Annotated in this window: 21 protein-coding genes; 17 read left to right on the forward strand and 4 right to left on the reverse strand. The window is 68.1% G+C overall.

Annotation, left to right across the window (positions count from 1 at the left end; translation table 11 throughout):
* Nucleotides 1–3 precede the first annotated feature (3 nt).
* From fmt to ribD, 4 genes are read left to right on the forward strand one after another with little or no spacing between them, the layout of a single operon-like run.
* Nucleotides 4–933 (forward strand): methionyl-tRNA formyltransferase, encoded by a 930-nt coding sequence (fmt, locus tag G6N35_RS04995; RefSeq protein ID WP_163803251.1) that lies wholly within the window; start codon nt 4–6, stop codon nt 931–933.
* On the forward strand, nt 930–2,429 hold the full coding sequence (locus tag G6N35_RS05000; RefSeq protein WP_163803252.1) for an RsmB/NOP family class I SAM-dependent RNA methyltransferase: 1,500 nt from the start codon (nt 930–932) through the stop codon (nt 2,427–2,429). The genes fmt and G6N35_RS05000 overlap by 4 nt, the downstream gene beginning before the upstream one ends.
* 21 nt (nt 2,430–2,450) lie before the next feature.
* Complete coding sequence (gene rpe / locus G6N35_RS05005; protein WP_163803253.1) at nt 2,451–3,137, forward strand: ribulose-phosphate 3-epimerase; 687 nt, start codon at nt 2,451–2,453, stop codon at nt 3,135–3,137.
* On the forward strand, nt 3,134–4,153 hold the full coding sequence (gene ribD / locus G6N35_RS05010; RefSeq protein WP_163803254.1) for a bifunctional diaminohydroxyphosphoribosylaminopyrimidine deaminase/5-amino-6-(5-phosphoribosylamino)uracil reductase RibD: 1,020 nt from the start codon (nt 3,134–3,136) through the stop codon (nt 4,151–4,153). The genes rpe and ribD overlap by 4 nt, the downstream gene beginning before the upstream one ends.
* A gap of 9 nt (nt 4,154–4,162) precedes the next feature.
* Here the strand turns inward: ribD and G6N35_RS05015 are convergent, their stop codons facing one another.
* Nucleotides 4,163–4,714 (reverse strand): type 1 glutamine amidotransferase domain-containing protein, encoded by a 552-nt coding sequence (locus G6N35_RS05015; protein ID WP_163803255.1) that lies wholly within the window; start codon nt 4,712–4,714, stop codon nt 4,163–4,165.
* 29 nt (nt 4,715–4,743) lie between these two features.
* A complete protein-coding gene (locus G6N35_RS05020) occupies nt 4,744–5,568 on the reverse strand; it encodes a GntR family transcriptional regulator (protein ID WP_163803256.1) in 825 nt (274 codons plus the stop codon).
* 168 nt (nt 5,569–5,736) lie between these two features.
* On the opposite strand from G6N35_RS05020, the gene G6N35_RS05025 reads away from it, so the two are divergent.
* The 11 genes from G6N35_RS05025 (at nt 5,737) to lysA (ending at nt 18,746) form a co-directional block, all read left to right on the forward strand.
* Nucleotides 5,737–7,377 (forward strand): ABC transporter substrate-binding protein, encoded by a 1,641-nt coding sequence (locus tag G6N35_RS05025; RefSeq protein WP_163803257.1) that lies wholly within the window; start codon nt 5,737–5,739, stop codon nt 7,375–7,377.
* Between the two features lie 6 nt (nt 7,378–7,383).
* On the forward strand, nt 7,384–8,352 hold the full coding sequence (locus G6N35_RS05030; RefSeq protein ID WP_163803258.1) for an ABC transporter permease: 969 nt from the start codon (nt 7,384–7,386) through the stop codon (nt 8,350–8,352).
* Nucleotides 8,349–9,266, forward strand: coding sequence for an ABC transporter permease (locus G6N35_RS05035; RefSeq protein WP_163803259.1), 918 nt, complete (start codon nt 8,349–8,351; stop codon nt 9,264–9,266). Before G6N35_RS05030 ends, G6N35_RS05035 begins: the two co-directional genes overlap by 4 nt.
* Nucleotides 9,263–10,234: an ABC transporter ATP-binding protein gene (locus G6N35_RS05040; protein ID WP_163803260.1), complete on the forward strand. Its 972-nt coding sequence runs from the start codon at nt 9,263–9,265 to the stop codon at nt 10,232–10,234. The genes G6N35_RS05035 and G6N35_RS05040 overlap by 4 nt, the downstream gene beginning before the upstream one ends.
* Nucleotides 10,231–11,265 carry an ABC transporter ATP-binding protein gene (locus tag G6N35_RS05045; RefSeq protein WP_163803261.1) on the forward strand — a complete coding sequence of 345 codons (1,035 nt, stop codon included), beginning with the start codon at nt 10,231–10,233 and terminating at the stop codon, nt 11,263–11,265. The genes G6N35_RS05040 and G6N35_RS05045 overlap by 4 nt, the downstream gene beginning before the upstream one ends.
* Entirely contained in the window at nt 11,262–12,446 is a 1,185-nt protein-coding gene (locus tag G6N35_RS05050; protein ID WP_163803262.1) for a M20 family metallopeptidase, read from the forward strand. Before G6N35_RS05045 ends, G6N35_RS05050 begins: the two co-directional genes overlap by 4 nt.
* 6 nt (nt 12,447–12,452) lie before the next feature.
* Nucleotides 12,453–13,895: an APC family permease gene (locus G6N35_RS05055; RefSeq protein ID WP_163803263.1), complete on the forward strand. Its 1,443-nt coding sequence runs from the start codon at nt 12,453–12,455 to the stop codon at nt 13,893–13,895.
* Between the two features lie 61 nt (nt 13,896–13,956).
* Nucleotides 13,957–15,321: an aspartate aminotransferase family protein gene (locus tag G6N35_RS05060; RefSeq protein ID WP_163803264.1), complete on the forward strand. Its 1,365-nt coding sequence runs from the start codon at nt 13,957–13,959 to the stop codon at nt 15,319–15,321.
* Nucleotides 15,318–16,730 carry a xylulokinase gene (locus G6N35_RS05065; protein WP_163803265.1) on the forward strand — a complete coding sequence of 471 codons (1,413 nt, stop codon included), beginning with the start codon at nt 15,318–15,320 and terminating at the stop codon, nt 16,728–16,730. The genes G6N35_RS05060 and G6N35_RS05065 overlap by 4 nt, the downstream gene beginning before the upstream one ends.
* Complete coding sequence (locus G6N35_RS05070) at nt 16,727–17,449, forward strand: glucosamine-6-phosphate deaminase (protein WP_163803266.1); 723 nt, start codon at nt 16,727–16,729, stop codon at nt 17,447–17,449. The genes G6N35_RS05065 and G6N35_RS05070 overlap by 4 nt, the downstream gene beginning before the upstream one ends.
* Before the next feature lie 19 nt (nt 17,450–17,468).
* Nucleotides 17,469–18,746, forward strand: coding sequence for a diaminopimelate decarboxylase (gene lysA, locus G6N35_RS05075; protein WP_246224213.1), 1,278 nt, complete (start codon nt 17,469–17,471; stop codon nt 18,744–18,746).
* On the opposite strand, the gene G6N35_RS05080 is transcribed toward lysA, so the two are convergent.
* Nucleotides 18,729–20,291: an MFS transporter gene (locus G6N35_RS05080; RefSeq protein ID WP_163803268.1), complete on the reverse strand. Its 1,563-nt coding sequence runs from the start codon at nt 20,289–20,291 to the stop codon at nt 18,729–18,731. The genes lysA and G6N35_RS05080 overlap by 18 nt on opposite strands.
* Before the next feature lie 13 nt (nt 20,292–20,304).
* Nucleotides 20,305–21,000 carry an LppX_LprAFG lipoprotein gene (locus G6N35_RS05085; RefSeq protein ID WP_170313112.1) on the reverse strand — a complete coding sequence of 232 codons (696 nt, stop codon included), beginning with the start codon at nt 20,998–21,000 and terminating at the stop codon, nt 20,305–20,307.
* A gap of 175 nt (nt 21,001–21,175) precedes the next feature.
* On the opposite strand from G6N35_RS05085, the gene G6N35_RS05090 reads away from it, so the two are divergent.
* Both G6N35_RS05090 and G6N35_RS05095 read left to right on the forward strand, forming a co-directional pair.
* The gene (locus G6N35_RS05090; RefSeq protein ID WP_163803269.1) at nt 21,176–21,775 is read left to right on the forward strand and encodes a riboflavin synthase; all 600 of its coding nucleotides are present in this window, start codon (nt 21,176–21,178) and stop codon (nt 21,773–21,775) included.
* A gap of 232 nt (nt 21,776–22,007) precedes the next feature.
* Complete coding sequence (locus tag G6N35_RS05095; protein ID WP_163803270.1) at nt 22,008–25,535, forward strand: Ig-like domain-containing protein; 3,528 nt, start codon at nt 22,008–22,010, stop codon at nt 25,533–25,535.
* Nucleotides 25,536–25,602: the final 67 nt, after the last annotated feature.

The raw sequence follows: 25,602 nt of genomic DNA on the forward strand, positions 1-25,602 counted from the left end.
CTCATGCGGATTGTCTTCGCCGGGACACCAGAACCGGCATTACCGTCGTTGCAGCGGTTCCTCGACTCGCCGCGACATGATGTCGTCGCCGTGCTCACCCGCCCGGATGCCGCGGCTGGCCGTCGGGGTAAGCCGGCGCCCTCACCGGTGGCGCAGCTGGCCATCGATGCCGGCATCCCGGTGCTGCGGCCAGTGCGGCCGAACTCCCCGGAGTTCATCGCCGAGCTGACCGAGCTGGCGCCCGATTGCTGCGCGGTGGTGGCATACGGAGCGCTGTTGAGCAAGGAGCTGCTGGCGGTGCCGCCGAAGGGCTGGGTCAACCTGCACTTCTCCCTGTTGCCCGCCTGGCGCGGGGCCGCACCGGTGCAGGCCGCCCTTGCCGCCGGCGACACCGTCACGGGCGCAACGACTTTCCTCATCGAACCGAGCCTGGACTCCGGCCCGGTGTATGGCGTCGTGACCGAGACCATCCGTCCGGCAGATACCGCCGCGGATCTGCTGGGCAGGTTGGCGATCTCGGGTGCCGGGTTGCTGGAGACCACGCTGGACGGCATCGAGGACGGCACGCTGACCCCAGTTCCGCAGCCGGCGGACGGGATCAGCGTGGCGCCGAAGATCACCGTAGAAGAGGCGCGAATCCGGTGGGAGCTGCCGGCTCATGTCGTCGAGCGCCGCATCCGTGCCGTGACGCCGGCCCCCGGCGCCTGGACCATGGTGGGCGACGTGCGGGTCAAGGTCGGTCCGGTGAGTCTTGAGCAGGATGCAGATCCGTTGGCCCCGGGCGAGATTCGTGCCGAGCGTGCGGCGGTCAGGGTGGGCACCGGTTCGCATCCGGTGCTGCTCGGTCAGGTGCAGCCGCCGGGTAAGAAGCCGATGAACGCCGCCGATTGGGCGCGCGGTGCCCGCCTCGAGTCCTCGGCGCGTGCCCTATGAGCGAACAACCACGCCGCGGCGGGAACGACCGTGGCCGTCCAAAGGGAAACGGGGGCACACCGTTTCACGGCCGGGGACGGGACGGCAAGGCCGGGGGACCGCCGCGGCGCGATCCGGGCCAGCAGCGGCCGCCCCGGCGCCCGCGCCGCAGCCCGCTTGATCCGGCCCGGCAGGTCGCCTTCGATGTATTGCGGGCGGTCTCCGAACGCGACGCCTACGCGAACCTGGTGCTGCCCGCTCTGCTGGCCGACCGGGGGATCAGCGGGCGAGACGCGGCGTTCGCCACCGAACTCGCCTACGGAACCTCCCGCACCCGCGGACTTCTCGATGCGGTGATCGCCGCAGCGGCGGGCCGGCCGGCCGACCAGATCGACCCGGTGCTGCTGGACCTGCTGCGCCTGGGCAGCTATCAACTGCTGCGCACCAACGTGGCCCCGCACGCCGCGGTGTCCACCACGGTCGAACAGGCGGGCATCGAATTCGACAGTGCACGAGCGGGTTTCGTCAACGGCGTGCTGCGTACCATCTCCGGTCGCGACGAGGCGTCGTGGGTGACGGAGCTGGCGCCCCCGCAGGAAACTGACCCGGTGGGCCATCTGGCGTTTCTGCACGCCCATCCACGATGGGTTGCCCAGGCCTTCACCGACGCGTTGGGCACCGACGCCGGTGAGCTCGATGCCGCGTTGGCTGCCGATGACGCCCGGCCCCTGGTGCACCTGGCTGCCCGACCCGGCGTGCTCACCGCCGAGGAATTGGCCCGCGAGGCCGACGGGACGGTCGGCCGCTACTCGCCGTACGCGGTGTATCTCTCCGGCGGTGATCCGGGTCAGCTAGCGGCGGTCCGCGATGGCAAGGCCCTGGTCCAGGACGAAGGCAGCCAGCTGGTCGCTCGTGCCCTGACCCTGGCCCCGGTGATCGGTGAGGACAGTGGGCAGTGGCTGGATCTGTGCTCGGGTCCCGGCGGTAAGACCGCGTTGATCGCCGCGATCGCCGCCCAGCAGGGCGGCAGCGTCACGGCCATCGAGCCCGCGCCGCGCCGCGCCGAGCTGGTCGAGCTCAACACCCGGGGCTTGCCGGTCGAGGTGATCCGGGCCGACGGGCGCGAGGCGCCACTGGGGCCCGGCAGTTTCGATCGGGTGCTCGTCGACGCGCCGTGCACCGGGCTGGGTGCGCTGCGCAGACGGCCGGAGGCGCGTTGGCGGCGGACCCCGGCGGATGTGCCTGCCCTGGCCAAGCTTCAGCGCGAACTGCTGGCCGCGGCGATCACACTGGTCCGGCCCGGCGGCGTGGTGCTCTACGCCACCTGCTCACCGCACCTTGCCGAGACCGTCGGGGTGGTGTCCGATGCGCTACGCCGCCAGCCCGTCACCGCGCTGGACACCCGGCCGTTGTTCTCGCCTGCCGACGAACTCGGGTCCGGACCGTACGTGCAGTTGTGGCCGCATCGGCACGGTACCGACGCCATGTTCGCCGCCGCGTTGCAGAAGCACGCCTGAGTCACCTTTAGGCTGACTGCCATGGCCACGCCGTCCCGACCACTGATCGCACCGTCCATCCTGTCCGCCGATTTCGCCCGGCTTGCCGAGGAGGCCGCGGCCGTCGAAGGTGCGGACTGGCTGCACGTGGACGTGATGGACGCGCATTTCGTCCCCAATCTGACCCTCGGGCTGCCGGTGGTGGAGAGCCTGCTGAAGGCCACCGATATTCCGATGGACTGCCACCTGATGATCGAGAACCCGGACCGTTGGGCGCCGGGTTACGCCGAGGCCGGTGCCTATAACGTGACGTTCCACGTCGAGGCCACCGAGAACCCGGTCGCGGTGGCCCGCGACATCCGGGCCGCGGGCGCCAAGGCCGGCCTGTCGGTCAAGCCCGGCACACCACTGGATCCCTACCTGGAGATCCTGCGTGACTTCGACACCCTGCTGGTCATGTCGGTCGAGCCCGGGTTCGGCGGGCAGAGCTTCATTCCCGAGGTGCTGGCCAAGGTCGAGACGGCCCGCCGGCTGGTCGACTCCGGCGAGCTGACCATCCTGGTCGAGATCGACGGCGGCATCAACGCCGACACCATCGAGATGGCCGCTGCGGCCGGGGTGGACTGTTTCGTGGCGGGTTCGGCGGTGTACGGGGCTGCGGACCCGGCCGCCGCGGTGGAGGCCCTGCGCCGGCAGGCCGGCGCCGCCTCGCCGCACCTCACGCTATGACCGCCCCGACGCCCGCGGTGATCGAGGCCGCCATGCGGCTGGCGGTCGAGCGCTCGCAGCGGGTCAAGGGCACCACCTATCCGAATCCGCCTGTGGGAGCAGTCATTCTGAGCCCACAGGGTGAGATCGCCGGGGTCGGCGCCACCGAGCCTGCCGGCGGCGCGCACGCCGAGGTGATCGCCCTGCGCGCGGCGGGCCGACTTGCCAGGGGTGGTACCGCGGTGGTGACCCTGGAACCGTGCAATCATCACGGCCGCACTCCGCCGTGCGTCGATGCGCTGATCGGGGCAGGGGTGGCGGCGGTGGTCTACGCAGTCCCCGACCCGAATCCGGTGGCGGCCGGGGGAGCCGCCCGGCTGCGTTCGGCCGGGGTGGCGGTCAGCGACGGGGTGGGCGCGCACGAGGTGGCCGACGGCCCCCTGCGGGAGTGGCTGCACAAGCAGCGCACCGGCCGTCCCCATGTCACCTGGAAGTTCGCCACCAGTGTCGACGGCCGCAGCGCCGCCGCCGACGGGTCCTCGCAGTGGATCACCAGCGACTCCGCGCGCGCCGACGTGCACCGGCGCCGTGCCGCTGCCGACGCCATCGTGGTGGGCACCGGAACCGTGTTCGTCGACAACCCCACGCTGACCGCGCGGCTGCCCGGGGGTGGGCTGGCCGAGCGTCAGCCGCTGCGTGTCGTCGTGGGCAAGCGCGAGATCTCCACGGAATCCAATGTGCTCAATGATGATTCGCGCACCATGGTGATCCGCACCCATGATCCGCACGAGGTGATCCGCGCGCTGTCCGATCGCACCGACATCCTGCTCGAAGGTGGCCCGACCCTGGCCGGTGCCTTCCTGCGCGCCGGGGTGATCGACCGGATCCTGTCCTACGTCGCACCCATCTTGCTGGGTGGACCGGTCACCGCCGTCGACGATGTCGGGGTTCCCAGCATCGCCCGCGCATTGCGCTGGCGCTACGACAACGTGGAGCGGATCGGGCCGGACCTGCTGTTGAGCCTGGTGCCGGTCTAGACCTGGCGGTCAGGAGAAGGCCTGCACCAGTTCGGTGCAGAAGGCAGGCAGGTCATCGGGTTTGCGGCTGGACACCAGTGTGTTCGGGCCGTCGGTGCACACCACGACCTCCTGGTCGACCCAGTGCGCGCCCGCGTTGCGTAGATCGGTGGCCAGGCTGGGCCAGGAGGTGAGCTGCCTGCCCTCGACCACGTCGGCTTCGACCAACGTCCACGGCCCGTGGCAGATCACCGCCACCGGCTTGCCGGCCTCGAAGAAACCCTTGGTGAAGCCGACGGCTGCGGAGTCGGTGCGCAGGTAGTCCGGGTTGGCCACCCCGCCGGGCAGCACCAGACCGTCGTAGTCGGCGGCCGAGACATCCTCGGCGGCCTTGTCCGCGGCAAAGGTGTCGGCGGGGGTGAGGTGGTTGAACGCCTGGATCTTGCCCACCTCGGTCGAGACCAATTCGGGTGTGCCACCGGCCTGCTCGACAGCCTGCCACGGGGCGGTCAGCTCGACCTGTTCGGTGCCTTCGGGGGCGACCAGGAAGGCGATGCGCTTGTTATGGAGTTCGTTGCTCATGGACGGTGGCATACCCACCGCCGCGCGGATCAATGCTGTGGCGACGACAACGGCGCGACCGACCAGTTCGACAGGTCCGACGGTCCCAGGATGCGATGGCGGGTGTGGCCGGCGGTATAGAAGGTGAACTTGGTCGCCCGATAGCACTGCTCGAAGCAGTCGAAGGCCTTTCCGTCGGCGTCGAAACTGACGCCCCGGACCCGCACGATCGGATCGCTGGTCTCCACACCCAGGTGGCCGGCTTCCCAGCCATTGGGGGTATCGACTTCGATGGCCTGTTCGGTGTACTCGTCGGTGAGGTGGTAGCGCTCTTCGATGAAGCGATAGAGCGATCCGCCCGCGGCCAACTGGTCCTGGTCGATCGCCGGCACCCGGCTCAGCGGCAGTACGGCGCGCTCGAGGATGGTGTCGGCGCTACCGAGGCTGCGCTTGCGCCAGATCTCCCAGACCGGCTGTCCGGCTTCGACTCCCAGTGCGGCGGCGATGGTGGTGCTCGGCAGTCCGACGCTGACGGAGATCAGTGAGGTGATGACTTTCGGTGCTTCACCGTCGTTGTCGACCAGGGTGTGGAGCAGCTCGCCGGGGCGGGTCGGGTCGGTGGCGATACGGGGTTCGGCGACGAACGTGCCCAGGCCCTGGCGGCGGGTGATCTTGCCGGCCCGTTCGAGTTCGTCGAGGGCGCGGCGGACGCTGATGTTGCTGACCGAGGCGATGTCGGCCAGTTCGGCGGCTGACGGCAGCCGGTCGCCGGGCTTGAGGCCTTGCTCGGACATAATGGCCAGCACGAGGTCGTAGACATGCTGATAGCGCAGCTTGCGTTCGGCAGGAGCTGCTGAGTCATCCCGCTTGGCCATCTCTCAATACTAACTATGCAGTAGCCAAATCGGGCCAACCTGGCGCTTGCTACCTGTGCGCTTCGCGGCCGAAACGAGAAAACAGATGGAAACATTTCGGCAATCGCCAGGCAATCGCACATGGTCATACTACTCTGTATACAAAGTGCTGGCGGAAGGGTTTTGTTCATGGTCGGAATGGATCGTCGCAGCTTCCTGCGGACCTCGGCGGTCGTTGCCGCCGCACTCGGCGGGGCCGCAGCGCTCGCCTCGTGCGCTCCCAAGACGGCGAGCAGCACCGTGCTGCGGGTGGGATCGACCACCGATATCGATTCGCTGAACCCGTTCACCGCCGACTCGACTCAGTCTGACGACGTCCTGCAGCTCGTCTACGACCGGCTGATGGGCTACGACGCACAACTCAAGATCGTGCCCTCGCTGGCCTCCGGTGTGCAGGTGACCGACGGCGCCAAGACCTTCACCTACACGCTGCGCAGCGGGGTGAAGTGGCATGACGGCAAGGACTTCGGTGCCGACGACGTGGTCTTCACCTTCCTCATGGTCCGGGACAACGACTACGGCACCTACGGGGCCTATCTCAAGGACCTCACCGATGTGGTCAAGGTCGGGGACAATCAGGTCCGGTTGACCTACTCGCAGCCGCAGACCCTGGAGCCCGGCGTGATCATGCCGATCGCCCCCAAACACCTCTGGGAAACCGTCAAGAAAGAGGACCTGCCCAAGTACGCCAACGAAAAGCCTGTCGGCACAGGGCCGTTCAGCTTCGTATCCTGGGAGAAGGGCAGCGTGGCCACGGTCGTTCGCAACGACTCGTGGTGGGGTACCGCCCCGGCAGCGCAGAAGGTCACCTGGACCAAGTTCGGCTCGGACGACGTCGTCACCCAGGCGCTACGAAGCGGTGACATCGACATCGTTCCGGAGGTGCCGCCGACCATCTTCACCGGTCTGCAGACCGCGCCCGACGTCAAGACCACGGCAATGGAGTCCTTCTCCTTCCACATGATCGGTTTCAACTGTTCCACCGCTGCGGGATCCAAGGGCAACCCGATCCTGCGTGACCAGGCGGTGCGCCAGGCGCTGTCGTGTGCCGTCGACCGCAAGCAGCTCGTCGAGCTCGCGCTGGCCGGCTACGGCGAACCGGGCACCGATCTGCTGCCGCCGGCATTCGGCGACTTCCACTTCGTCCCCAGCCCCGACGAGGTGCTCGACAACAATCCGGCCAAAGCCAACGCACTACTGGACAAAGCCGGCTACACCGGCCGCAACGGTGAGGGTATTCGCGAGTCGAAAGATGGTGCGCCGCTGGCATTCCGGCTGCTGGCGATCGCCGACACCACGGTGGACATGAAGGCCGCCGACCTGTTCGTCACGGCCGCCAAGGCGATCGGCATCAAACTCACCTTGTCCAGCACCGACGCCGACAGTATGAGCGCCACGGTCTACAACGCCGATACGCCGGACTGGGACATCATGGTGTGGGGCTGGGATTCGTCGTTCTACGACCCGTCCTATCTGCTCGGTATCCCCACCACCGACCAGATCGGCGGCAACAACGACACGTTCTGGACCGATCCGCGGTACGACGATCTCTACCACCAGCAGTCGACGACGGTCGATCATGCGGCACGCGTCAAACTGGTGCAGGAGATGCAGGCCCTCCACTACGCCGCCTGTCCCTACATCGTGATGTGGTACCAGAAGAAGCTCACCGGAACCCGGACCAACACCTGGACCGGATGGCAGCCGATGAATGGCGGCATGATCCTGAACTTCCCGCGGGTGAACTACCTCGACGTGAAGCCGGCCTGAGCGGCGATGGTCCGCTATCTCGGGCAGAAATTCTCCTACCTGGTGCTGACTCTCGCAGCGGTGGTGGCGACGAATTTCGTTCTGTTCCATCTGATGCCGGGTGACCCGGTCACCCACATCGCACGCGGCCAGCACCTGGACGCCGAGTCCATCGCCCGGCTGCGCAGCTACTACGGACTCGACCAGTCGATGGGTGCGCAATTCCTGACCTACCTGCAGAATCTGGTCCGCGGCGATCTCGGTTTCTCCTACACCTACCAGGCGGCGGTCGGACCGATCGTCGTCAAAGCCCTTGGCAACACCGTGATCCTGGTGACCGTCTCCACGGTGCTGGTGATCCTGCTCGGCATCCTGATCGGGGTGTTCGCGGCCGCCCGGCGCGGGACCCGGGCCGACGGCTCGCTGGTGATCGGATCGCTGGTGTTCTGGAGCCTGCCGACGTTCTGGGTCGGCATGCTGCTGATCTTCCTGTTCGCCGTCACCCTGGGCTGGTTCCCGATCGCCGGGATGTACACCGCCGATGCGCTGTACCCCACGGTCTTCGTCCGGATCGCCGACCTGGCCCGCCACCTGGTGCTGCCCACCGTGGCCATGGTGCTGGTCGACATCGCCCAGTTCGTGCTGATCACCCGCAGTTCATTGTTGGCGACGTTGTCGGAGGACTTCATGACGACCGCACGGGCCAAGGGCCTGAGTCCGCGGCGGGTGCTGTGGCGCCACGGCGTGCGCAACGCGCTGCTGCCGGTGGTCACCGCGACCACGCTGTACGCCAGCGCGACCGTCGGCGGCACTATTCAGGTCGAGACGGTGTTCTCCTGGCCGGGCATGGGACAGCTGATCTACCTGTCGGTGATCCGGCGGGACTATCCGGTGATGGAGGCGTGCTTCCTGATCTTCGCGATCGTGGTCGTGCTGGCGAACTTCGCCAGCGACATGGTCTACCGGATGCTCGATCCGCGGGTGAGGCTGACATGACCGGCCCGATACTCGATCCCGACCTGTACCCCGAGGAGCCGGTGGCCGCTCACGTGCCCGGGGGCTGGCGCGGCGTGGTGCGGCAACTGCTGGCCGACACGATGGGCCGGGTGGGCCTGGTGACGGTCGCGGCGGTCATCCTGGTCGCGATTCTCGGCCCCCTGCTGGCGCCCTACGACCGCACCGACGTCGCCGAAACCCGTAACGGGATCTTGTTGGCGCCCAGCGGATCCCACTGGCTGGGTACCGACGAGCTGGGGCGCGACGTGCTGCGGCAGGTGCTGGCCGGAACGTCGGTGTCATTGGAGATAGGGCTGGTGGCCACGCTGATCACCGTGCTGATCGGAACCTTGGTCGGTGTGCTGTCCGGATGGTTCACCGGGTTCGTCGACGCTGTGTTGATGCGGATCACCGACTTCTTCCTGGTGCTGCCCAACCTGCCGTTGATGATCGCCCTCGGCGCCATCATCGGCCAGAGCCTGCCGATGATCGTGCTCGTCATTGCGATCACGAGCTGGCCCAGCACCGCCCGGATCGTCAGGTCCCAGGCACTGGCGCTACGCGAGCGTGAGGTGGTGGCGCGGGCCAAGACCGTCGGGCTGTCCTCGGCGGGCATCCTGTGGCGGCTGATCCTGCCCGGTGTGCTGCCCCTGGTGATCGCCAACGCCGTGCTGGTGATCGCCGGATCGATCCTGGCCGAAGCCACCCTGTCCTTCCTGGGGCTGGGCGATCCGACCCGGACCTCGTGGGGCCAGATCCTGCACAACGCGTTCGCCGCGGGAGCGGTGGGCGGCGGCATGTGGTGGTACTTCCTGCCACCGGGTATCGGCATCGTGATCGTGGTGCTGGCCTTCTCGATGGTCGGTCAGAGCCTGGAGCGCATCCTGGATCCGCGGTTGGCGGCGGTCGAATGAGCCTGCTGAGGATCCGCAATCTGTCCGTCACCTACCGCGGCGGGGTTCGGGCGGTCGACGGTGTCGACCTCGACGTGGCAGCCGGCCAGGTGGTCGGCCTCGCCGGTGAATCCGGTTGCGGCAAGAGCACTCTGGCGCTCGCCGTCGCTCAGCTGCTGCCATCGGGCGCCACGCTGGAGGCTGACGAGCTGACCTTTGACGGTACCGACTTGCGCACTGTCGGCGACACCGAGCTGCGATCGCTTCGATGGGCACGGCTCTCGCTGGTGTTCCAGGGCGCGATGAACGGCTTCAACCCGGTGATGACGATCGGTGACCAGATCCGGGAGGCCATCCGGGCCCACGAGCCTGGTACCGGTCGCAAGGCCATCGGCGAGCGGGTCGATGAGCTGATGACCCAGGTCGGCATCACCGCCAGGCGGGCCGACGACTATCCGCATCAGCTCTCCGGCGGGATGAAGCAACGGGCGATGATCGCCATGGCGCTGGCCTGCCGGCCCGACCTGGTGATCGCCGACGAGCCCACCACCGCCCTCGACGTCATGACCCAGGCCCAGATCCTGGACCTGATCCGTGGCCTGGCCGACGAACTCGGTCTGGCCATGCTGATCATCTCCCACGACCTGACCGTGCTGGCCGAACTGTGTGACCAGGTCGCGGTCATGTACGCCGGTCGGATGGTCGAGCGCGGACCCGCGGCGGCCATCCTGAACTCCGATTCGCAGCCGGCCCATCCCTACACCCGCCGACTGCTCGACTGCTATCCGCGACTGGACGCCGGCCAGCCGTCGATCAACGGAATCCCCGGCAGTCCACCGGATCTCGCTCATCCACCGGCCGGATGCCGATTCCACGACCGGTGCACCGAGCGGTTGCCGCGTTGCGCGTCCGACGATCCGCGGCTGCGTGCGCTGCCGACCGACGCCGAGCACCTCGCCGCCTGCCACCTCGTGGGGGTGACACCATGACGTCATCGCCGGCCCGACCCGTGGTCGCCGACATCCGGGACCTGAAGGTGCACTTCCCGGTACGCCACGGCCGCCATCGATTGACCGCCCGGGCGGTCGACGGTGTGGACCTGTCCGTTCATGAGGGCGAGATCGTGGCCTTGGTCGGTGAATCCGGCTGTGGCAAGACCACCATCGCCCGGACACTGATGCGCCTGGTTGAGGCCAGTTCCGGCTCGGTGTCGGTCGGTGGAGCCGACATCACCCACGCCCGCGGACGGGCGTTGCGCCGGATGCGCCGAGACTTCCAGATGATCTTCCAGGATCCGTTCGAGAGCTTGCCGGCCAACGCCACGGCCATCGAGGTCGTCAGTGAGGGGCTGGCCATCCACCGCCGGGACCTCGACAGCGCGCAACGGCGCGACGTCGCACTGACGGCTCTGGAGATGTGCGGACTCACCCCGGCGGTCGCTATCGCCGACCGGCGTATCTTCCAGCTGTCCGGTGGCCAGCGTCAACGGGTGGCCATCGCGGCAGCACTGGCCGTCGAACCCCGACTGCTGGTGGCCGATGAGCCGGTGTCCATGCTGGACGTGTCACTGCGGGCCGGCGTGATCAGGGTGCTGCTGGACCTGCGTGAACGACTCGGCGTGGGAATCCTGTTCATCACCCACGACCTGGCGCTGGCCGGCGTCTTCGCCGACCGGGTCGCCGTGCTCTATCTGGGCCAGATCGTCGAACAGGGACCCGCCGCGGAGGTGATCGGCGCACCCCGGCATCCCTATACCCGGGCGTTGGTGGACGTGATGCCCAAGGCCGGCGGCGGGCGGCGCTCAGCTCGCGGCGTGCTGACGGGTGAACCGCCGAATGCCACCGACGTCACACCAGGGTGCCGGTTTGCCCCGCGCTGCCCGGTCTACCGGCAACTCGGCGAGCCCGAGCGGTGTCGCACCGAACTGCCGGTCCTGGCGCCGCAGCTAGCCGAACATGCTGTGGCATGCCACTTTTCAGACCACGAAGAAGTATCGACACCTAAGGAGAGCACGCTATGACCGTCACTCGCGAGGAAGCGATCGAGCTACTCGAGGCGATGGTGAAGATCGACTCGGTGACGCCATGGCTCATCCCGGGCGGAGCGGGAGAGGGCGAAGTTGCCGCCTTCATCCGGGACTGGCTGGCCGACGTCGGTCTGGAGGCGACCCTCGAGGAGGTCGAACCGGGACGGCCCAACGTGCTGGCCTGGCTGCGCGGTAGGGCACCGGGGCCGACCATCTGCCTCTCGGGCCACATCGACACGGTCGGTTACGCGAACTGGGCCGACCGCGCCCTGCATCCCGTGATCGAGGGCGACCGGATGATCGGGCTCGGCGTGGCCGACGACAAGGGTGCCTGCGCCACGGCGATGCTCGCCGTGCGCGAACTGGTGCGCTCGGGAACGGAGTTGGCAGGCAACATCCTGGTGGCCCTCGTGATCGACGAGGAGGGCATCAGCATCGGTACCGAGCATCTGGTCGCCCACCATGCCGATGAGATCGACTACGCGATCAACCTCGAACCGGACGGCTCGGGCACCATCTTCGGCGAACACCAGGGCTTCGGCTGGATCGACATCATCGTGCACGGCGAGCCGGCGCACGGCTCGGCGCCGGACAAGGGCGTGGACGCGATCGTCCACATGGCCGAGGTGGTGACCCGGTTGCATCGGCTCGACGAGACCCGCTGGAAGCCGTACCCGGATCCGAAGAACGGCCGCACCGTTTTCCACACCGGGACCATCCGCGGCGGCACCGACTATGCGACCTATCCCAACCAGGCCGTCCTGGGTATCGAGATCGGTACCCAACCGGGAGAGACGCTGGCCGACCGGGTTGCCGAGATCGAAGCGATCTTCGCCGAAGTCGCCGAGGTCGAGCCACGGTTCCGCGGTGAGGTCAACGTCCGGCTGGACCGCGACCCGTTCACCGGTGCGGGCAATGAGGTGCTGCTGCAAGCCCTCGGTGACGCCACCGAGGCAGTGAACGGGGTCCGTTCCCCGGTGAGCGGACTGAACGCGTGGACCGATGCGGCGCTGTTCCAGAGCGCAGGCATTCCGACCGTGCTGTTCGGGCCGGAAGGCGGCAACTACCACGCCGCCGAGGAATGGGTGTCGATCCCGGATGTGGTCGCCACCACCGAGATACTGCGACGCGCTGTGGTGGCCCTCATCGGCGCCCCCGTGACCGAAAAGAGTTGATGAACAATGACACAACCAGTTGAGAATCCCGCCGCAGGCGGGTTGCGGTCGGGGGCGTTGCGGGCCGTCGACGTCGTGGTCATGGCGCTGGCGAGTTCCGGCCCGATCCAAAGCGTGGCGGTGTCGCTGGCCGCGATCCTGGCCACCGTCGCTTACGCGGGTTTCCTGCCGATCCTGATCTGCTTCATCCCGATGCTCGGCATCGCGCTGGGCTATCAGCGTCTGCACGCTTGGCAGCCCAGTGCAGGTGCCACCTACACCTGGGTGGGGCGGGTACTCAACCCGCACGCCGGGTTCTTCGCCGGGTGGATCATGTTGCTGTACTACACCGTCGGAACCACCAGCCTGACGATTCCGCTCGGCAGCTACCTGCTCTCGTTCTTCTCCGACACCGCCGCGGACAACACGGTCGCGGTGGCCGCCGTGGGCACGGTCTTCGACCTGGTGGTCACCGCGGTGGCCGCCCTGGGCGTGGCGCTGTCGGCGAAATTCCAATTGGCTTGGGCCATCTTCGAATACGCGCTGCTCATCGGATTCGCCGTACTGGCGGTGCTGTTCATCGCCCACGGGCACACCGACGTCGTCAAGCCCAGCGCATCCTGGTTCACCATCGAGGGTGCGGGCGGGTTCAAGGCCCTGATCTCCGGTGTGCTGCTGGCCATCTTCCTGTATTCGGGATGGGACACCGCGGCCTATGTCGGCGAGGAGTCCAGCGGCCGCACTGCCGGGCGGGCCGCGGTGACCAGCGTCATCCTGCTTTTCGTCATCTACTCGGTGTCGGTGCTGGCGTTCCAGGGCATCGCTCCGATGCAGGACATGCAGGACCACGCGGCCAACATCCTGGCGTTCGTGGGGGACCGGATCGGTGGCGGCTTCTGGGCCAACGTGATGATCGTCGCCGTGCTCGGCGGCACCCTGGCATCGCTACTGGCGGCCATCGTCAGCGCTTCTCGGATCGGCTTCGCGATGGGCCGGGACCGCGTCGTGCCGTCCTGGCTGTCGCAGATCAGTCCCAAGTACGGCACGCCGTTGAACGCCACCATCCTGTTCGGTGTGCTCAACATCGTGTTCCTCTGGGGGTCGACGCTGATCGGCGCGGTCGGTGAGGCTCTGGCCAATATCGTGAGCACCCTGGGCCTGATGGCGGCCATCTTCTACCTGCTCACCGCGGTCACGGCCATCTGGTGTTACCGCCACCAGATCACCTCCTCGGCAAAGGATTTCGTCATCGGCGGTCTGATGCCCGGCCTGGGTGCGGCGTTCATGGCCTTCGTGGTGATCTACTCGATCGCCACGGATTCACTCAACGGCGTCGAGCTGGCCTTCGGTGTCGGGTTGGCGCTGGCCGGCCTGGTGCTCTCGGTCATCTCGGCCCGAGTGGGCCGGGCGCCGTTCTACACCGACCGGACTCACGGGGAGTCGATCGCCGACGTCCCACACTCGCCGTGATCGCCAAACATCAAGCAGAACAATAGTTTTCCACACCATGAGACAGTGAAAGAGAATCTCCATGCAATTCAGCGATGCCTATGCGGCTCGGACACCGGCCACCAAGGCGCTCTACGAACGGGCCAAGCGGACGGTGCCGGGCGGAGCAGGGTCCACCGCGCGGCTTCCGCGTAACGGCTGGAAGCCCTATCCGATCTTCATGGCCGAAGGCAGCGGGTCACGTCTGACCGACGTCGACGGCAACACCTACATCGACTATCTGCTCGGTCTGGGGCCGATGATCCTGGGCCACCGCCACCCCGTGATCACCAACGCGGTGACTGAAGCGGTGCGCGACCTGGGCACCTGCTTCGGACTTCCCTATGAACTCGAGGTCGAAGCCGCCGAGAAGGTGGTGGCCGCGGTGCCCGGGATCGAGCAGGTGCGGTTCACCAACTCCGGCTCGGAGGCGGTGGGGACCGCTGTCCGGCTGGCCAGGGCCACCACCGGACGGCGCATCATCGTCCGGTTCGAGGGGCACTATCACGGCTGGCAGGACACCGTGTACTGGTCGAACCACGTCGACCTGAATCTGGCCGGCCCGGCCGATCACCCACGTCCGGTCGCGATGGGACCCGGCGTGCCCGCCGAGCTCGAGGACACCCTGGTGGTCCTCACCTGGAACGACCCGGAGAGTTTCGTCGAGCTGATGGACCGGCGCGGCGACGAGGTCGCAGCGGTGCTGACCGAGCCCGCGGTCTTCAACACCGGATGCATCCTGCCCGAGCCCGGATATCTGGAACTGCTGCGCGCCGAAACCCGCAAGCACGGCGCGCTGCTGATCTTCGACGAGGTGATCACCGGCTTCCGGTTCGCCCGCGGCGGAGCTCAGGAGTGGTTCGGGGTGACCCCGGATCTGACCACGCTGGCCAAGGGCCTCGGTGGCGGCTTCCCGGTCGCCGCGGTCGGCGGATCGGTGGAGGCCATGCAGATGGTCGCCGATGGCCGGTACTCGCACTCGGGTACCTACAACGCCAATGTCGTGCAGTGCGCCGCGGTGTCGGCGACCATGGACGTGCTGGCCGAACCGGGGCTCTACGAGCGGCAGCGGGCCCTCGGCCACCGGTTGGCAGCCGGGCTCGGTGAACTGGCCGCCGAGCGTGGCCTGGACGCGTACTGCGAAGGGTTGGGTACCGTCTTCCAGTTGTGGTTCGCCGACGGCCCGATACATAACTGGCGTGATGCGGTGGCCCATGCCAACGAGGAACTGTTCACCCGCTGGTACGAGGAGATGGTGGTGCGGGGAGTGCTCTTCCACCCGTTGCAGTTCGAGAATCTGTTCGTCTCGCTGGTGCACGATGACCGCGATATCGACGAGACCCTCGAAGCGGCGGCCGATGCGCTGACCGTCGTCGCCCGCACCCACGTGCCCGCAGCCCGGTCGTGACCGATCGTCCGGTCATTCTCGGTGTCGACCTCGGCACCTCGTCGATCAAGGTGGTGGCGGTCTGCGAGGACGGCACCGTCGCCGCGGCCGCGCGCTGCGAATACCCCACTGATCGGCCGGAAACTGGTGCAGCAGAGCAGAATCCGGATGACTGGTGGCGCGCTCTGGGAGCCGCCGGTGACGAGCTGGCCCGGTCGGTGTCGCCGCGGCGATGGAAGGGCATCGGGCTGACCGCGATGCTTCCGACCCTGGTCGAGCTCGACGCCGACGGCGGCACCCACGGTCCGGCGATCACCTGGGAGGACGCCCGCGCGGAGGACGAGGCCCAAGAGCTGATCGCCCGGTTCGGGGACGACGTGCTGTACCGGATCACCGGTCAGCGGGTCGACGGCCGGTATCTGGCTCCCATGCACGCCCGGCTGGCGGCCCGCGGGCGGGCCGGGACAACGGTGGCCGGGGCCAAGGACGTCCTCTTCGAACGGTTGACCGGGCGCCTGCTGAGTGACCCGAGCACCGCGGCGGGCAGCGCGGCTTACGACATCGAGGGCGGCTGCTGGAATACCGAGATCGCGCAGGCCATGGGTGTTTCCGCACTGCCCGAGGTGGCCCCGTCGGACACCGTCGGTTACCTGGCCGACTCGTGGCGTGAGCGCTGGGACATCGACGAGCTGCCGGTGGTGCTCGGTGCGGCTGATTCGGTGTTCGGTGCGCTGGGGGTCGGGGCGGTCAACCACGGCGACGTCGGGGTGATCGCCGGAACGTCGGCGATCGTGTTGGGCATCAGCGACCAGCCGACCCGCGACCCGGCGTTGCGCTACCTCGTCACACCGCTTGGCGGGCCGGGCTGGGGCCTCGAAATGGACCTGCTGGCAATGGGTTCGGCATTCAGCGCGGTGGCCCGGTTGTTCGGGGTGAGCGGCCCGGCGGCCCTACTCGAGGCCGCCGCGCATGTCGCCGTCGAGGACGCACCGCTGTTCCTGCCCTATCTCGCCCCTGGCGAACAGGGCGCGCTGTGGGATCCGACGCTGACGGGCACGCTCAAGGGGCTGACCCTGGCGACGGAGGTCGGCCACATTGCGCGCGGCCTGCTGACCGGTATCGTCGTCGAGCTTCGCCGGTGCATCGACGTGCTGGCCGCCACCACGGGGACGGCCGGACCGATCCTGATGGGCGGTGGCAGCGCGGTCAGCCCACTGATGTGGCAGGACCTTGCCGACGCCACCGGTCGCGAGGTACGCGCCGACCCGAATGTCAGCGACCATTCGGCGCTGGGAGCGGCCGTGTTCGCGGCACAGACGCTCGGCCGGCCCATCACCAGGACCCGGCAGACCACGGTGGTGCCTCCGCGACTGGACCGGCACAACTGGTGGACGGACTGTCTGCACCGCCACAACGAGGCCCGCCGATGAGGACGACGGTGGTGGACGAGGCACAGTTCGCGGTGCTGGCGGCCGATGAACTGATCCGCCGGTTACCGGCGGTGAGTCCGCGGCTGGGGGTGGCCACCGGCAGCACGCCGATGCGGCTTTACGACGAACTCGCCCGCCGCAGCAGGGTCGGTGAACTCGACCTGTCGTCCGCGGTGGTGGTGGCCTTGGACGAATACGTCGGCCTGGGCCCCCGCGACGCGCAGAGCTACGCCAGCTATGTCCGGACCCGGATCGCCGAGCCGCTGGGCATTGCTCCTGGGAATGTTGTTGTGCCGCAGGGTGATGCAGCTGATCCGGAGCGCGCTGCCGCCGAGTTCGAGGCGAGGATCACCGGCGTCGGCGGAGTCGACGTGCAGATCGCGGGCATCGGTGCCAACGGGCATCTGGGCTTCAACGAGCCCGGCTCCTCGCTCGAATCGCGCACCAGGGTGGTGCTGCTCTCGGATCGGACCAGATCGGACAATGCCCGGTTCTTCTCCGACGGCATCGACGGCGTTCCCCGGCGCGCGATCACCCAGGGACTGGCTACCATCTGCCGGGCGGGCAGCATCCTGCTGCTCGCCTCGGGCACCGCCAAGGCCGAGCCGCTGGCGGCTGCGCTGCACGGGCCGGTGGACGTCGCGGTACCGGCATCCGTGCTGCAACGGCATGCTGATGTCACCGTGATCGCCGACCATGCGGCGGCCGCACTGCTGTGATGTCGACGAAGGAGAGAATGTGAGCGACCCCGGGGTGCTGGGCCTGTTCCCGCCGGGCAGCAGCCTCGACCAGGACGGCACGCTGATGGTCGGCGGCTGCCGGCTCGACGCGGTCGCCGCGGAGTTCGGCACCCCGGTGATGGTCGTCGACGAGACCGCCCTGCGGGCCAGAGCCCGGGAGTACCTGGCGGCGTTTCGCGATCTGTGGCCGCGTTCGGATGTGGCGTTCGCCTCGAAGGCCTTCCCGTGCACCGCGATTCAACAGCTGATGAGCGAAGAGGGTCTGCACCTCGACGTTGCGGGCGGGGGAGAGATCGTCACCGCATTGTCGGCCGGCGCCGATCCGGCCCGAATGCTGTTGCACGGCAACGCCAAGACTGATGAGGAACTGGCGCTGGCTGTCTCCAACGGGGTCGGCCTGGTGGTGGTGGACAACTTCGACGATATCGACCGGCTGGAACGGATCGTCGAGCCCGGCCGGCGCCAGGGTTGTCTGGTGCGGGTGGTCCCCGGTGTGCAGGCCAGCACCCACGCGGCGGTCGCCACCGGTCATGCCGGCTCGAAGTTCGGCCTGCTGCCCGCAGATGCCCGCATCGCGATCGAGCGGATCCGGCGCAGCCGGGTACTGCGCTGCGACGGCGTGCACACCCACGTTGGATCGCAGCTGCTCGATGCTGCTCAGCTGGCGGCGGCGGTCGAGCCGGTGGCCGAGTTGGGCAGCTTTGATGTCTACGACTTCGGCGGTGGGCTGGGCGTGCGCTACACCTACGTCGACCAGCCGCCGTCGGTGCGCGACTATGCCGCGATGATGGTCGAGAAGGCTCGCGGCCTGGTGCCCGCCGACGCCCGCATCATCGTCGAGCCGGGCCGGTCGATGACCGCGGCGGCCGCCTGCACCGTCTACCGTGTCACCACCGTCAAGCGCGGCGAGCGTATCCATGTTGCCGTCGACGGCGGCATGGGGGACAACCTCGAGGTGTCGCTCTACGGGCAGCGATTCGAGGCCACCCTGGTGGACCGGGTGGGCGGCGGGGCGCCGGTGACCGTGGTGGGTAGGCACTGCGAGTCTGGTGATGAGCTCATCGACCTTGTGCCCCTTGCTGATCCGGTGGTCGGCGATCTTCTCGCCGTCCCCGTCACGGGCGCGTACTGCTACACGATGTCCAACCAGTACAACGGGGCACGGCGCATCCCGGTGGTCTTCGCCGCCGAGGGGCAGACCCGGTTGGTGGTGCGTCGCGATACCTGGGCTGATCTGCTGGCTCGTGACGTGCCGGCGTCAGGGCAGAGCGGCTAGCTCCTCGGACTCGTCGGCATCGGCATGAGCGCTCTTGCCGCCGATGAACAGCGCCAGGACGGCGCCGACGAGGCAGACGATGACGGTGACGGAGAAGATCGATCCGTACTGCATGGCGAACGCCCGGCGGCCGTTGGACGCCAGTTGCGCGGCGATCTCCAGCACGTTGGTGCCGGTGGGCTTGGGCATGCTGGCCATGATCTGGTTGAACCGGTAGAGGCCCCAGGCGCTGAGTGCGGCGACACCGATGAGCATGCCCGTCATCCGGGCCACCACCACGAGCGAGGATGCGATGCCGTGCTGGGCGGCCGGGACCACCCGGAGCGCCGCCGAGGTCAGCGGACCGATCACCAGGCCCAGCCCGACACCGGCCAGCGCCAGGTCGGTGGACAGCACCGGCAGCGACACCGGGCCCAGCTGGTGATGGGCGTCCAGGACGTCGATGTTCCACTTCGAGATCAGGAAGTAGCCGCCGGCGGCGATGACCATGCCCACCACGGCGACGATCCGGTCACCGATCCGGGTGGCGACCCAGCCGCCGACCAGGGCACCGATCGGCAGCGCAATCAGGAAGTGCAGCAACAGGAATGCCGCACCATTCTGGTCCTTGCCCAGCACACCCTGGCCGAACAGCTCTACGTTGACCAGCGTGACCATCAGCGCAGCGCCCGCGCACAGCGAGGTGGCCAGTGCGGCCAGGAACGGGATGAACCGCACCCCGGCAGGTTCGATGAGCCGGGTCTTGGCCAGGCGTTCCCACACCGCGAAGGCAATCGCGGCGACGACGGCCGCGATCACGACGGGCACCCCGTAGCTGGGCAGGATCTGCTTGCCGTCGGGCGCGGGGTTGTACAGACCGATCACGGCGAGGCCCAGGGCGATGGCCAGCAGCACGCCACCGACGACATCCACCCGCTCCGGGTTGGAGCTGCGGTCGTGGGACGGCAGGCTGAGGTGGATCAGCACCATCGCAACGACCGTCAGCGGCACGTTGATCCAGAACACGTCCTGCCACTTCGACAGCACGGCCACCACGGCGATGCCGTAGAGCGGGCCGAGCACGCTGCCGAGCTCCTGGGCTGCGCCGATGCCGCCCAGCACAGCGGCGCGGCTGCGCGCCGCCCACAGGTCGGCGGCCAGGGCCAGGGTGACCGGCAGCAGCGCACCGCTGGCCACGCCCTGGATCAGCCGGCCGATCACCAGCATCGTCAGGTCGGTCGACAAGGCGGTCACGACCGAACCGATGGCGAACAGCGTCAGGCTCAGCTGCAGGATCAGCTTGCGGCCGAACCGGTCCGACAGCCGGCCCAGCAGCGGCATCGCGGCGATGTAGCCCAACAGGTACACCGTGATGATCGGCGTCACCCGCTGGATCTGGTTCACCGGGATCTGAACCGTCTGCATGATGTCGGTCATGATCGTGACCACGACATAGGTGTCGAGGGCACCGAGCAGCACGGCCAGGCTGCCCGCCCCGATCGCGATCCGCCGGCTGCGGCCGGTGGTTGCCACCCGGTGGCGCGCGGAGGTCTGGGCTTCAGTCATCGTCGGCCGGTGATCAGACCGCTGGCTTGGTGACGGTCACCGGCTTGTCCCAGTCCGACAGCGTCAGCTGGATGCTGTTGCCGCTGCTCGGCTCCACCTTGGCCTGCACCAGCTGGTGCGGGTCGGCCTTCTGGATCCACACCGTGGCCGGCACCGAACCGGTGGCCTTGACCTGGGGGATGAGCTTGTTGACCGCGTCCGCGGTGACCTTGCCCGAGATCCGGACGGTGTCGACGCCGTTGACGGTGTCGCTGGCGTCCGACTTGGCGTCGGAGATGCTGGCCAGCATGTTGGCCAGGCCGCTGTCGGGGTTGAGGATCACCGACGGGTCGTAGACATCGGCGGCCTTGCCCATGTCGAGCCAGTTGTTCGGGGTCAGGGCGGCGTAGAGGGTGCCGTCGAGGACCACCAGCTGGATGTCGACGTCGGTGCCGCCCATCGAGATGGTCGAGCTGCCGGAGACGGCGACAGCGGGCACGTTGGTGAGGTTACCGGAGAGCTTCTTGACCGGCAGCCCGTCGATCTTGCCGCTGATGGCGATCTCCAGGTGGGCGCTCTTGAGTGCCTTGGTGGCGGTGATGGATTGCTGGATGAGTCCCTGCGCGTCGGGCAGCGACTCGGCAGGCTTCGACGAACAGCCAGCGACGACCAGTGTGGCGGTCGAGAGCAGGGCGGCAAGGACGGCGAACATTCGGCGGCGCGTCGGCATAGCTGCATCGTAGTGGGTCGGTGTGACCGGACCTCATCCGCGAGGCCTTCGCGGCCCAGTCGTGACCGGGTCGGCATCACCGTGGCGGCGGGCGGTGACCTGGGATTACGGCCGTCCGCGGTGGGCAGTGACCGCGGCGGACGGCAGCCGGCATCCGGGCGCTAGATTAGGTGCCGTGTTCACCGGAATCGTCGAGGAACTGGGTCAGATCGTCGGTAAGGACGATCTGGGCGACTCAGCCCGGTTCGTGATCCGCGGGCCCGTCGTCACCTCCGACGCGCGCCACGGCGACTCGATCGCCGTCAACGGTGTGTGCCTCACCGTGGTCGAGGTCCTGGCCGACGGACAGTTCAGCGCCGACGTGATGGCCGAGACGCTGCGCCGGTCCAGTCTGGCCGCGGTGGGCGTGGGCAGCGCGGTCAATCTCGAGCGGGCCGCCGCCGTGGACAGCAGGCTGGGCGGACACATCGTGCAGGGTCACGTCGACGGCACCGGGCATGTGGTGTCCCGGACGCCGTCGGAGCACTGGGAGGTGGTCCGCATCGGGCTGCCGCCAGAGTTGTCGCGCTACGTCGTCGAGAAGGGATCCATCACCGTCGACGGCATCTCGCTGACGGTGTCGGGGCTGGGTGACGACTGGTTCGAGGTGTCGCTGATCCCGACCACGCTGGCGCTGACCACGCTGGGCCGCGCTCCGGTCGGGGCTTCGGTGAACCTCGAGGTGGATGTCATAGCGAAATATGTCGAGCGGCTGCTCGGCGATCGGCTGCGCTGAGTCGCCGCTTTGCTGAATTAGCAGCCCCTGGTAGTGCCACACCCCGGCACGTGGTGGTCCATTTTGGACACCGAGGCGGCAAAGGCCGAGATCACAGGTATTTCGCAAATCGAACCTGAGATTTGTCTTAGCTAAACCCTCGGGGCGATGCTAAGTTGCAGGGCGACGTGTGGCGCGTGTCTCCCCTGGTCGGGCGAGGTGAGAATCGTCACCCCGACGCAAAGGAGCTGCCGTGGCTGCCGCAAGCCCACGCAACCCGCGTCGGACCAAGGGCCGCCACCGCAAGCCGTCGAATCTCGACAATGCGAACTGCGCGCAATGGTTACGAGTCGGAACCGTCGGTATCGGATTGGGTGCGGCGATCGCCAGCGGGCAGGCTGTTGCGTCGGCCGCCCCCGATGATTCGTCGGGTTCCGGTCCGGCCAAGGAGGCGGCCGACACCTCGACGTCGTCGGCCTCCCCGCAAGCGGGTACCACCGGCGGCACCCCGAAGAAGGCCGGGCCGAAGCGCCCGCCCACGACGAAGGTGTCCGGCCAGTCCGCTGACGGCGACACGGACGCCACCGGCGGTTCCAAGGCCGACTCCAGTCCCGGGGCGGCCGACGCCGACAACTCCGCTGCGGCGAGTGCGACCAAGCGCACCGAGCCTCAGGTAAAGGCCAAGCCGCGCAAGATCTCTGGCATCGACGCGGCGGCCTCGGCAGGATCTGCACCGGCGAAGTCCGCCGCGACGGCGGGCGACGCTGACACCGCGCCGGCGTCGGTGCCGGCCGGTACCGCTGCGCCGAGCTCCCCGGTGACGGTGTCGACGGTACCAGCCGCGGCGGCGGTCACCGCGACCGTTTCCGCCGGAAGTGTTTCGGCGCCAGGGATTTTCGCTGACGTGATCGATGCCCTCAACGGGTTGGGGCATGGCTTGGAGGAATCGCTGGCATCGGCGGTGCGTCAGGCGCGTTCATCCAAGACCGCCCAGGCGCCGTCGGCGACCACCACCTCCGCCGCTCCGCCGACCACGTCCACCACGACTACGGCGACGGCGACCGGCGGGGTCGCGCCGAACGCTCCCAAAGCCGCTGCGGTCACGCCCATCTCGCCGCAGGATGCGGTCGCCACGCTGACCGCGGCCTACAGCGCCAACAACTCCGACGAACTGATCCGGGAAGCGTTCCAGGCGGGTCTGAAGACGACGGACCTGCTGACCATCGTGCTGGCGCCGGTGATCAATGCGATCAACCTGATCGGTGACCTCTCGGAGTTGAGCGGCGCGGTATTTCGCCGCGACGGCGTCGACGTCGCCGACGAGATCGGTGATGTGACAAGGGATCTCATCGGGATGGTCCCGGTGGTGGGGCAGCCGATCGCCTCCGCGCTCTACAACCTCACCGCACCGCCGGGTGCTGCGGCCACCGAGAAGGCGCTGGCTGCCGCGGCCGCGGCGCCGGCTGCCGCCGGCGCGCCCGCGGTGGGGACGGCGGAATGGTACTTCCAGGGCGCGTTGGCATGGGCGGTCAACCGGCTCGCGGGCTGGCCTGGTACTCCGCAGAAGTTCATCGACATCACGAACTACCAGACCGACCAGACCCTCGACCAGGCCGATACCCAGTTGCAGAGCCTCATCGATAATGCGATCGCCGGCAGTCCGGCGCGGTGGGTTCCCGATCTGCTGGGCATCTTCGGGATGTTCTTCCAGTCCGCTATCCCGGGCTATACCTTCACGAACACCCTCAACGCGTGGGGCGACTTCCTCAACCGGATCGTGCCCCCGTTCACCATCGCCTCCGGCGCCGGCACATTCGGCATCATCACGCCGTACAAGATCATGGGAGCCGCGGTGGCCGGGACGGCGACCGTCCTGGCCGACATGCTCAATGGTGTCTACGATCCCGCGCAGTGGGAGATCGATGTCATCAAGGCCACCACCGGGGCCACGGTCACCAGATCCGACCTCACCGATCAGACCAGTCTGACGACCAAGATCGCGGCCTCCGTCACGCTCGGCGACGGTGGCGCGTTCAGCCACCCCGAGCGCGCCTGGAGCATCACGCTACCGACCTGGACCGCCCAACAGGTGAACCCGTTCACGGTGGTCGCCTACGTTGCGCTGGTCGGGATCTACAAGCGGTTCCAGGAAATGGCCGCCCTGCAGAACTACACGCTCAGCACCACCTACGACAGCTGGCTCTACACCCTCAACCTCGGCGGTGTCAGCAGCCAGTCCGAGTACGCGGCGGGAACGTTCCACGCCGTCGATCAGCAGGGCCGCACGGTGGACTTCTTCGGGGTGTCGCAAGGCGGGACGTACACCTCGCAGGGTGGGGGCCTGGTCACCATCAACACCGCCGACGGCGGATTCACCTACACCAACACGCTGCCCGGCGCCGCGTTCTTCCACCGGGCGACCTCGGAGAACCCGGACGACCGCTACGACACGGTGTACATCCCGGTGAAGTCGGCCGACGGCGTCCAGTACACGCTGCCCTTCAAGATCCAGATCATCAACGGCACCAACGCCGCTCCCACGGCCACGTCCACCGCCGGGAGCGGTGACGGTCTCGGCGTCGTGCGAGGAACCGTCTCCGGCAGCGACTCCGATGGCGACACGCTGAAGTACACGCTGGTCGGGTCGTCGGTCAACGGCCTGACCGGCAACTCCGGCTACACCAAGAACGGTTCGGGCAACGGCGGCATCGTCACGCTCAACCAGAACACCGGGGCCTTCACCTATGCCTCGTCGGCAACGGCCGGCAGCACGCAGAGCTTCCAGGTACAGGTGACCGACGGCCACGGTGGCAGCACGGTGCAGACGGTCACTGTGACCAACAACGCCTCCATCACCCCGGCCAACGTCAACACTTCGACGCAGAACGTGGTGACCGGTTCGGTGCCGGTGCCGTCCGGCGACAGCGGGATGTTCACCAGCTACGCCCTGGGCACGGCCCCGTCGAAGGGCACCGTGACGTCGTTCGACCCCGTCACCGGCGCCTTCACCTACGTCCGCAACTCGGGCCTGGGCCACACCACCCCACCCGGCGACGTGGTGACCGTGCTGGCCACCGATGCCAACGGCCGTACCGTCACCCTGAACTTGGCGGTCACGCCGACCGTGGCGAACGCTTCGCCCACGGTGACACTGACGACGGCTCCCACCGTCGGCACGCTGTCCGGTACCACACAGACCAGCACCGGCAAGGTCACCTACTCGGATCCGGACGGTGATGCAGCGGTCTGGCCGTCCAGCGTGACGACCGCTCGCGGGGGTACCGTCACTTTCGCTGCCGACGGCACCTTCACCTACACGAGCAACCTGAGCACTGCTGCGCGGCACGCGGCGGCGAAGGTGGGCGCTGCCGGCACCACCTACAACGGTGTCGCACTGGCTGCCTACGAGGACGCCTTCACCGTCACCGTGGGCGACGGATACGGCGGCACCGCCCAGACCACGGTGAAGGTCCCGATCTACGCGATCAACGCCGCACCCACCACCTCGGGAAGCTTGGGCTCGTTGATCAAGAACGTCACCACCGTCGGCGCTGCGGACGGCGACGGTGACAGCCTGTCCTACACCATCTCCAGCGGTTCCTGGACGGGCACATTGTCGCTGTACACCGGCACCATCTGGGGCCCCAGCATCCCGGTGAGCCTGACCGTGAAGGACGGTTACTACAAGGTCACCAACGGGGTGGTGGATACGACCAAGGCGGGCGTGATCCGCACCTGGTCGTCATCCGGTTCCGGGACACAGACCGACGCCCCGGCCTGACGCCGGGCAGCCCGTGCGCGCGAGGTAGCGTTTGTCGCAATGCGCCGATCGTTCCGGTGGCCAGCGA

Source organism: Mycolicibacterium anyangense, assembly GCF_010731855.1.
GTDB lineage: Bacteria > Actinomycetota > Actinomycetes > Mycobacteriales > Mycobacteriaceae > Mycobacterium > Mycobacterium anyangense.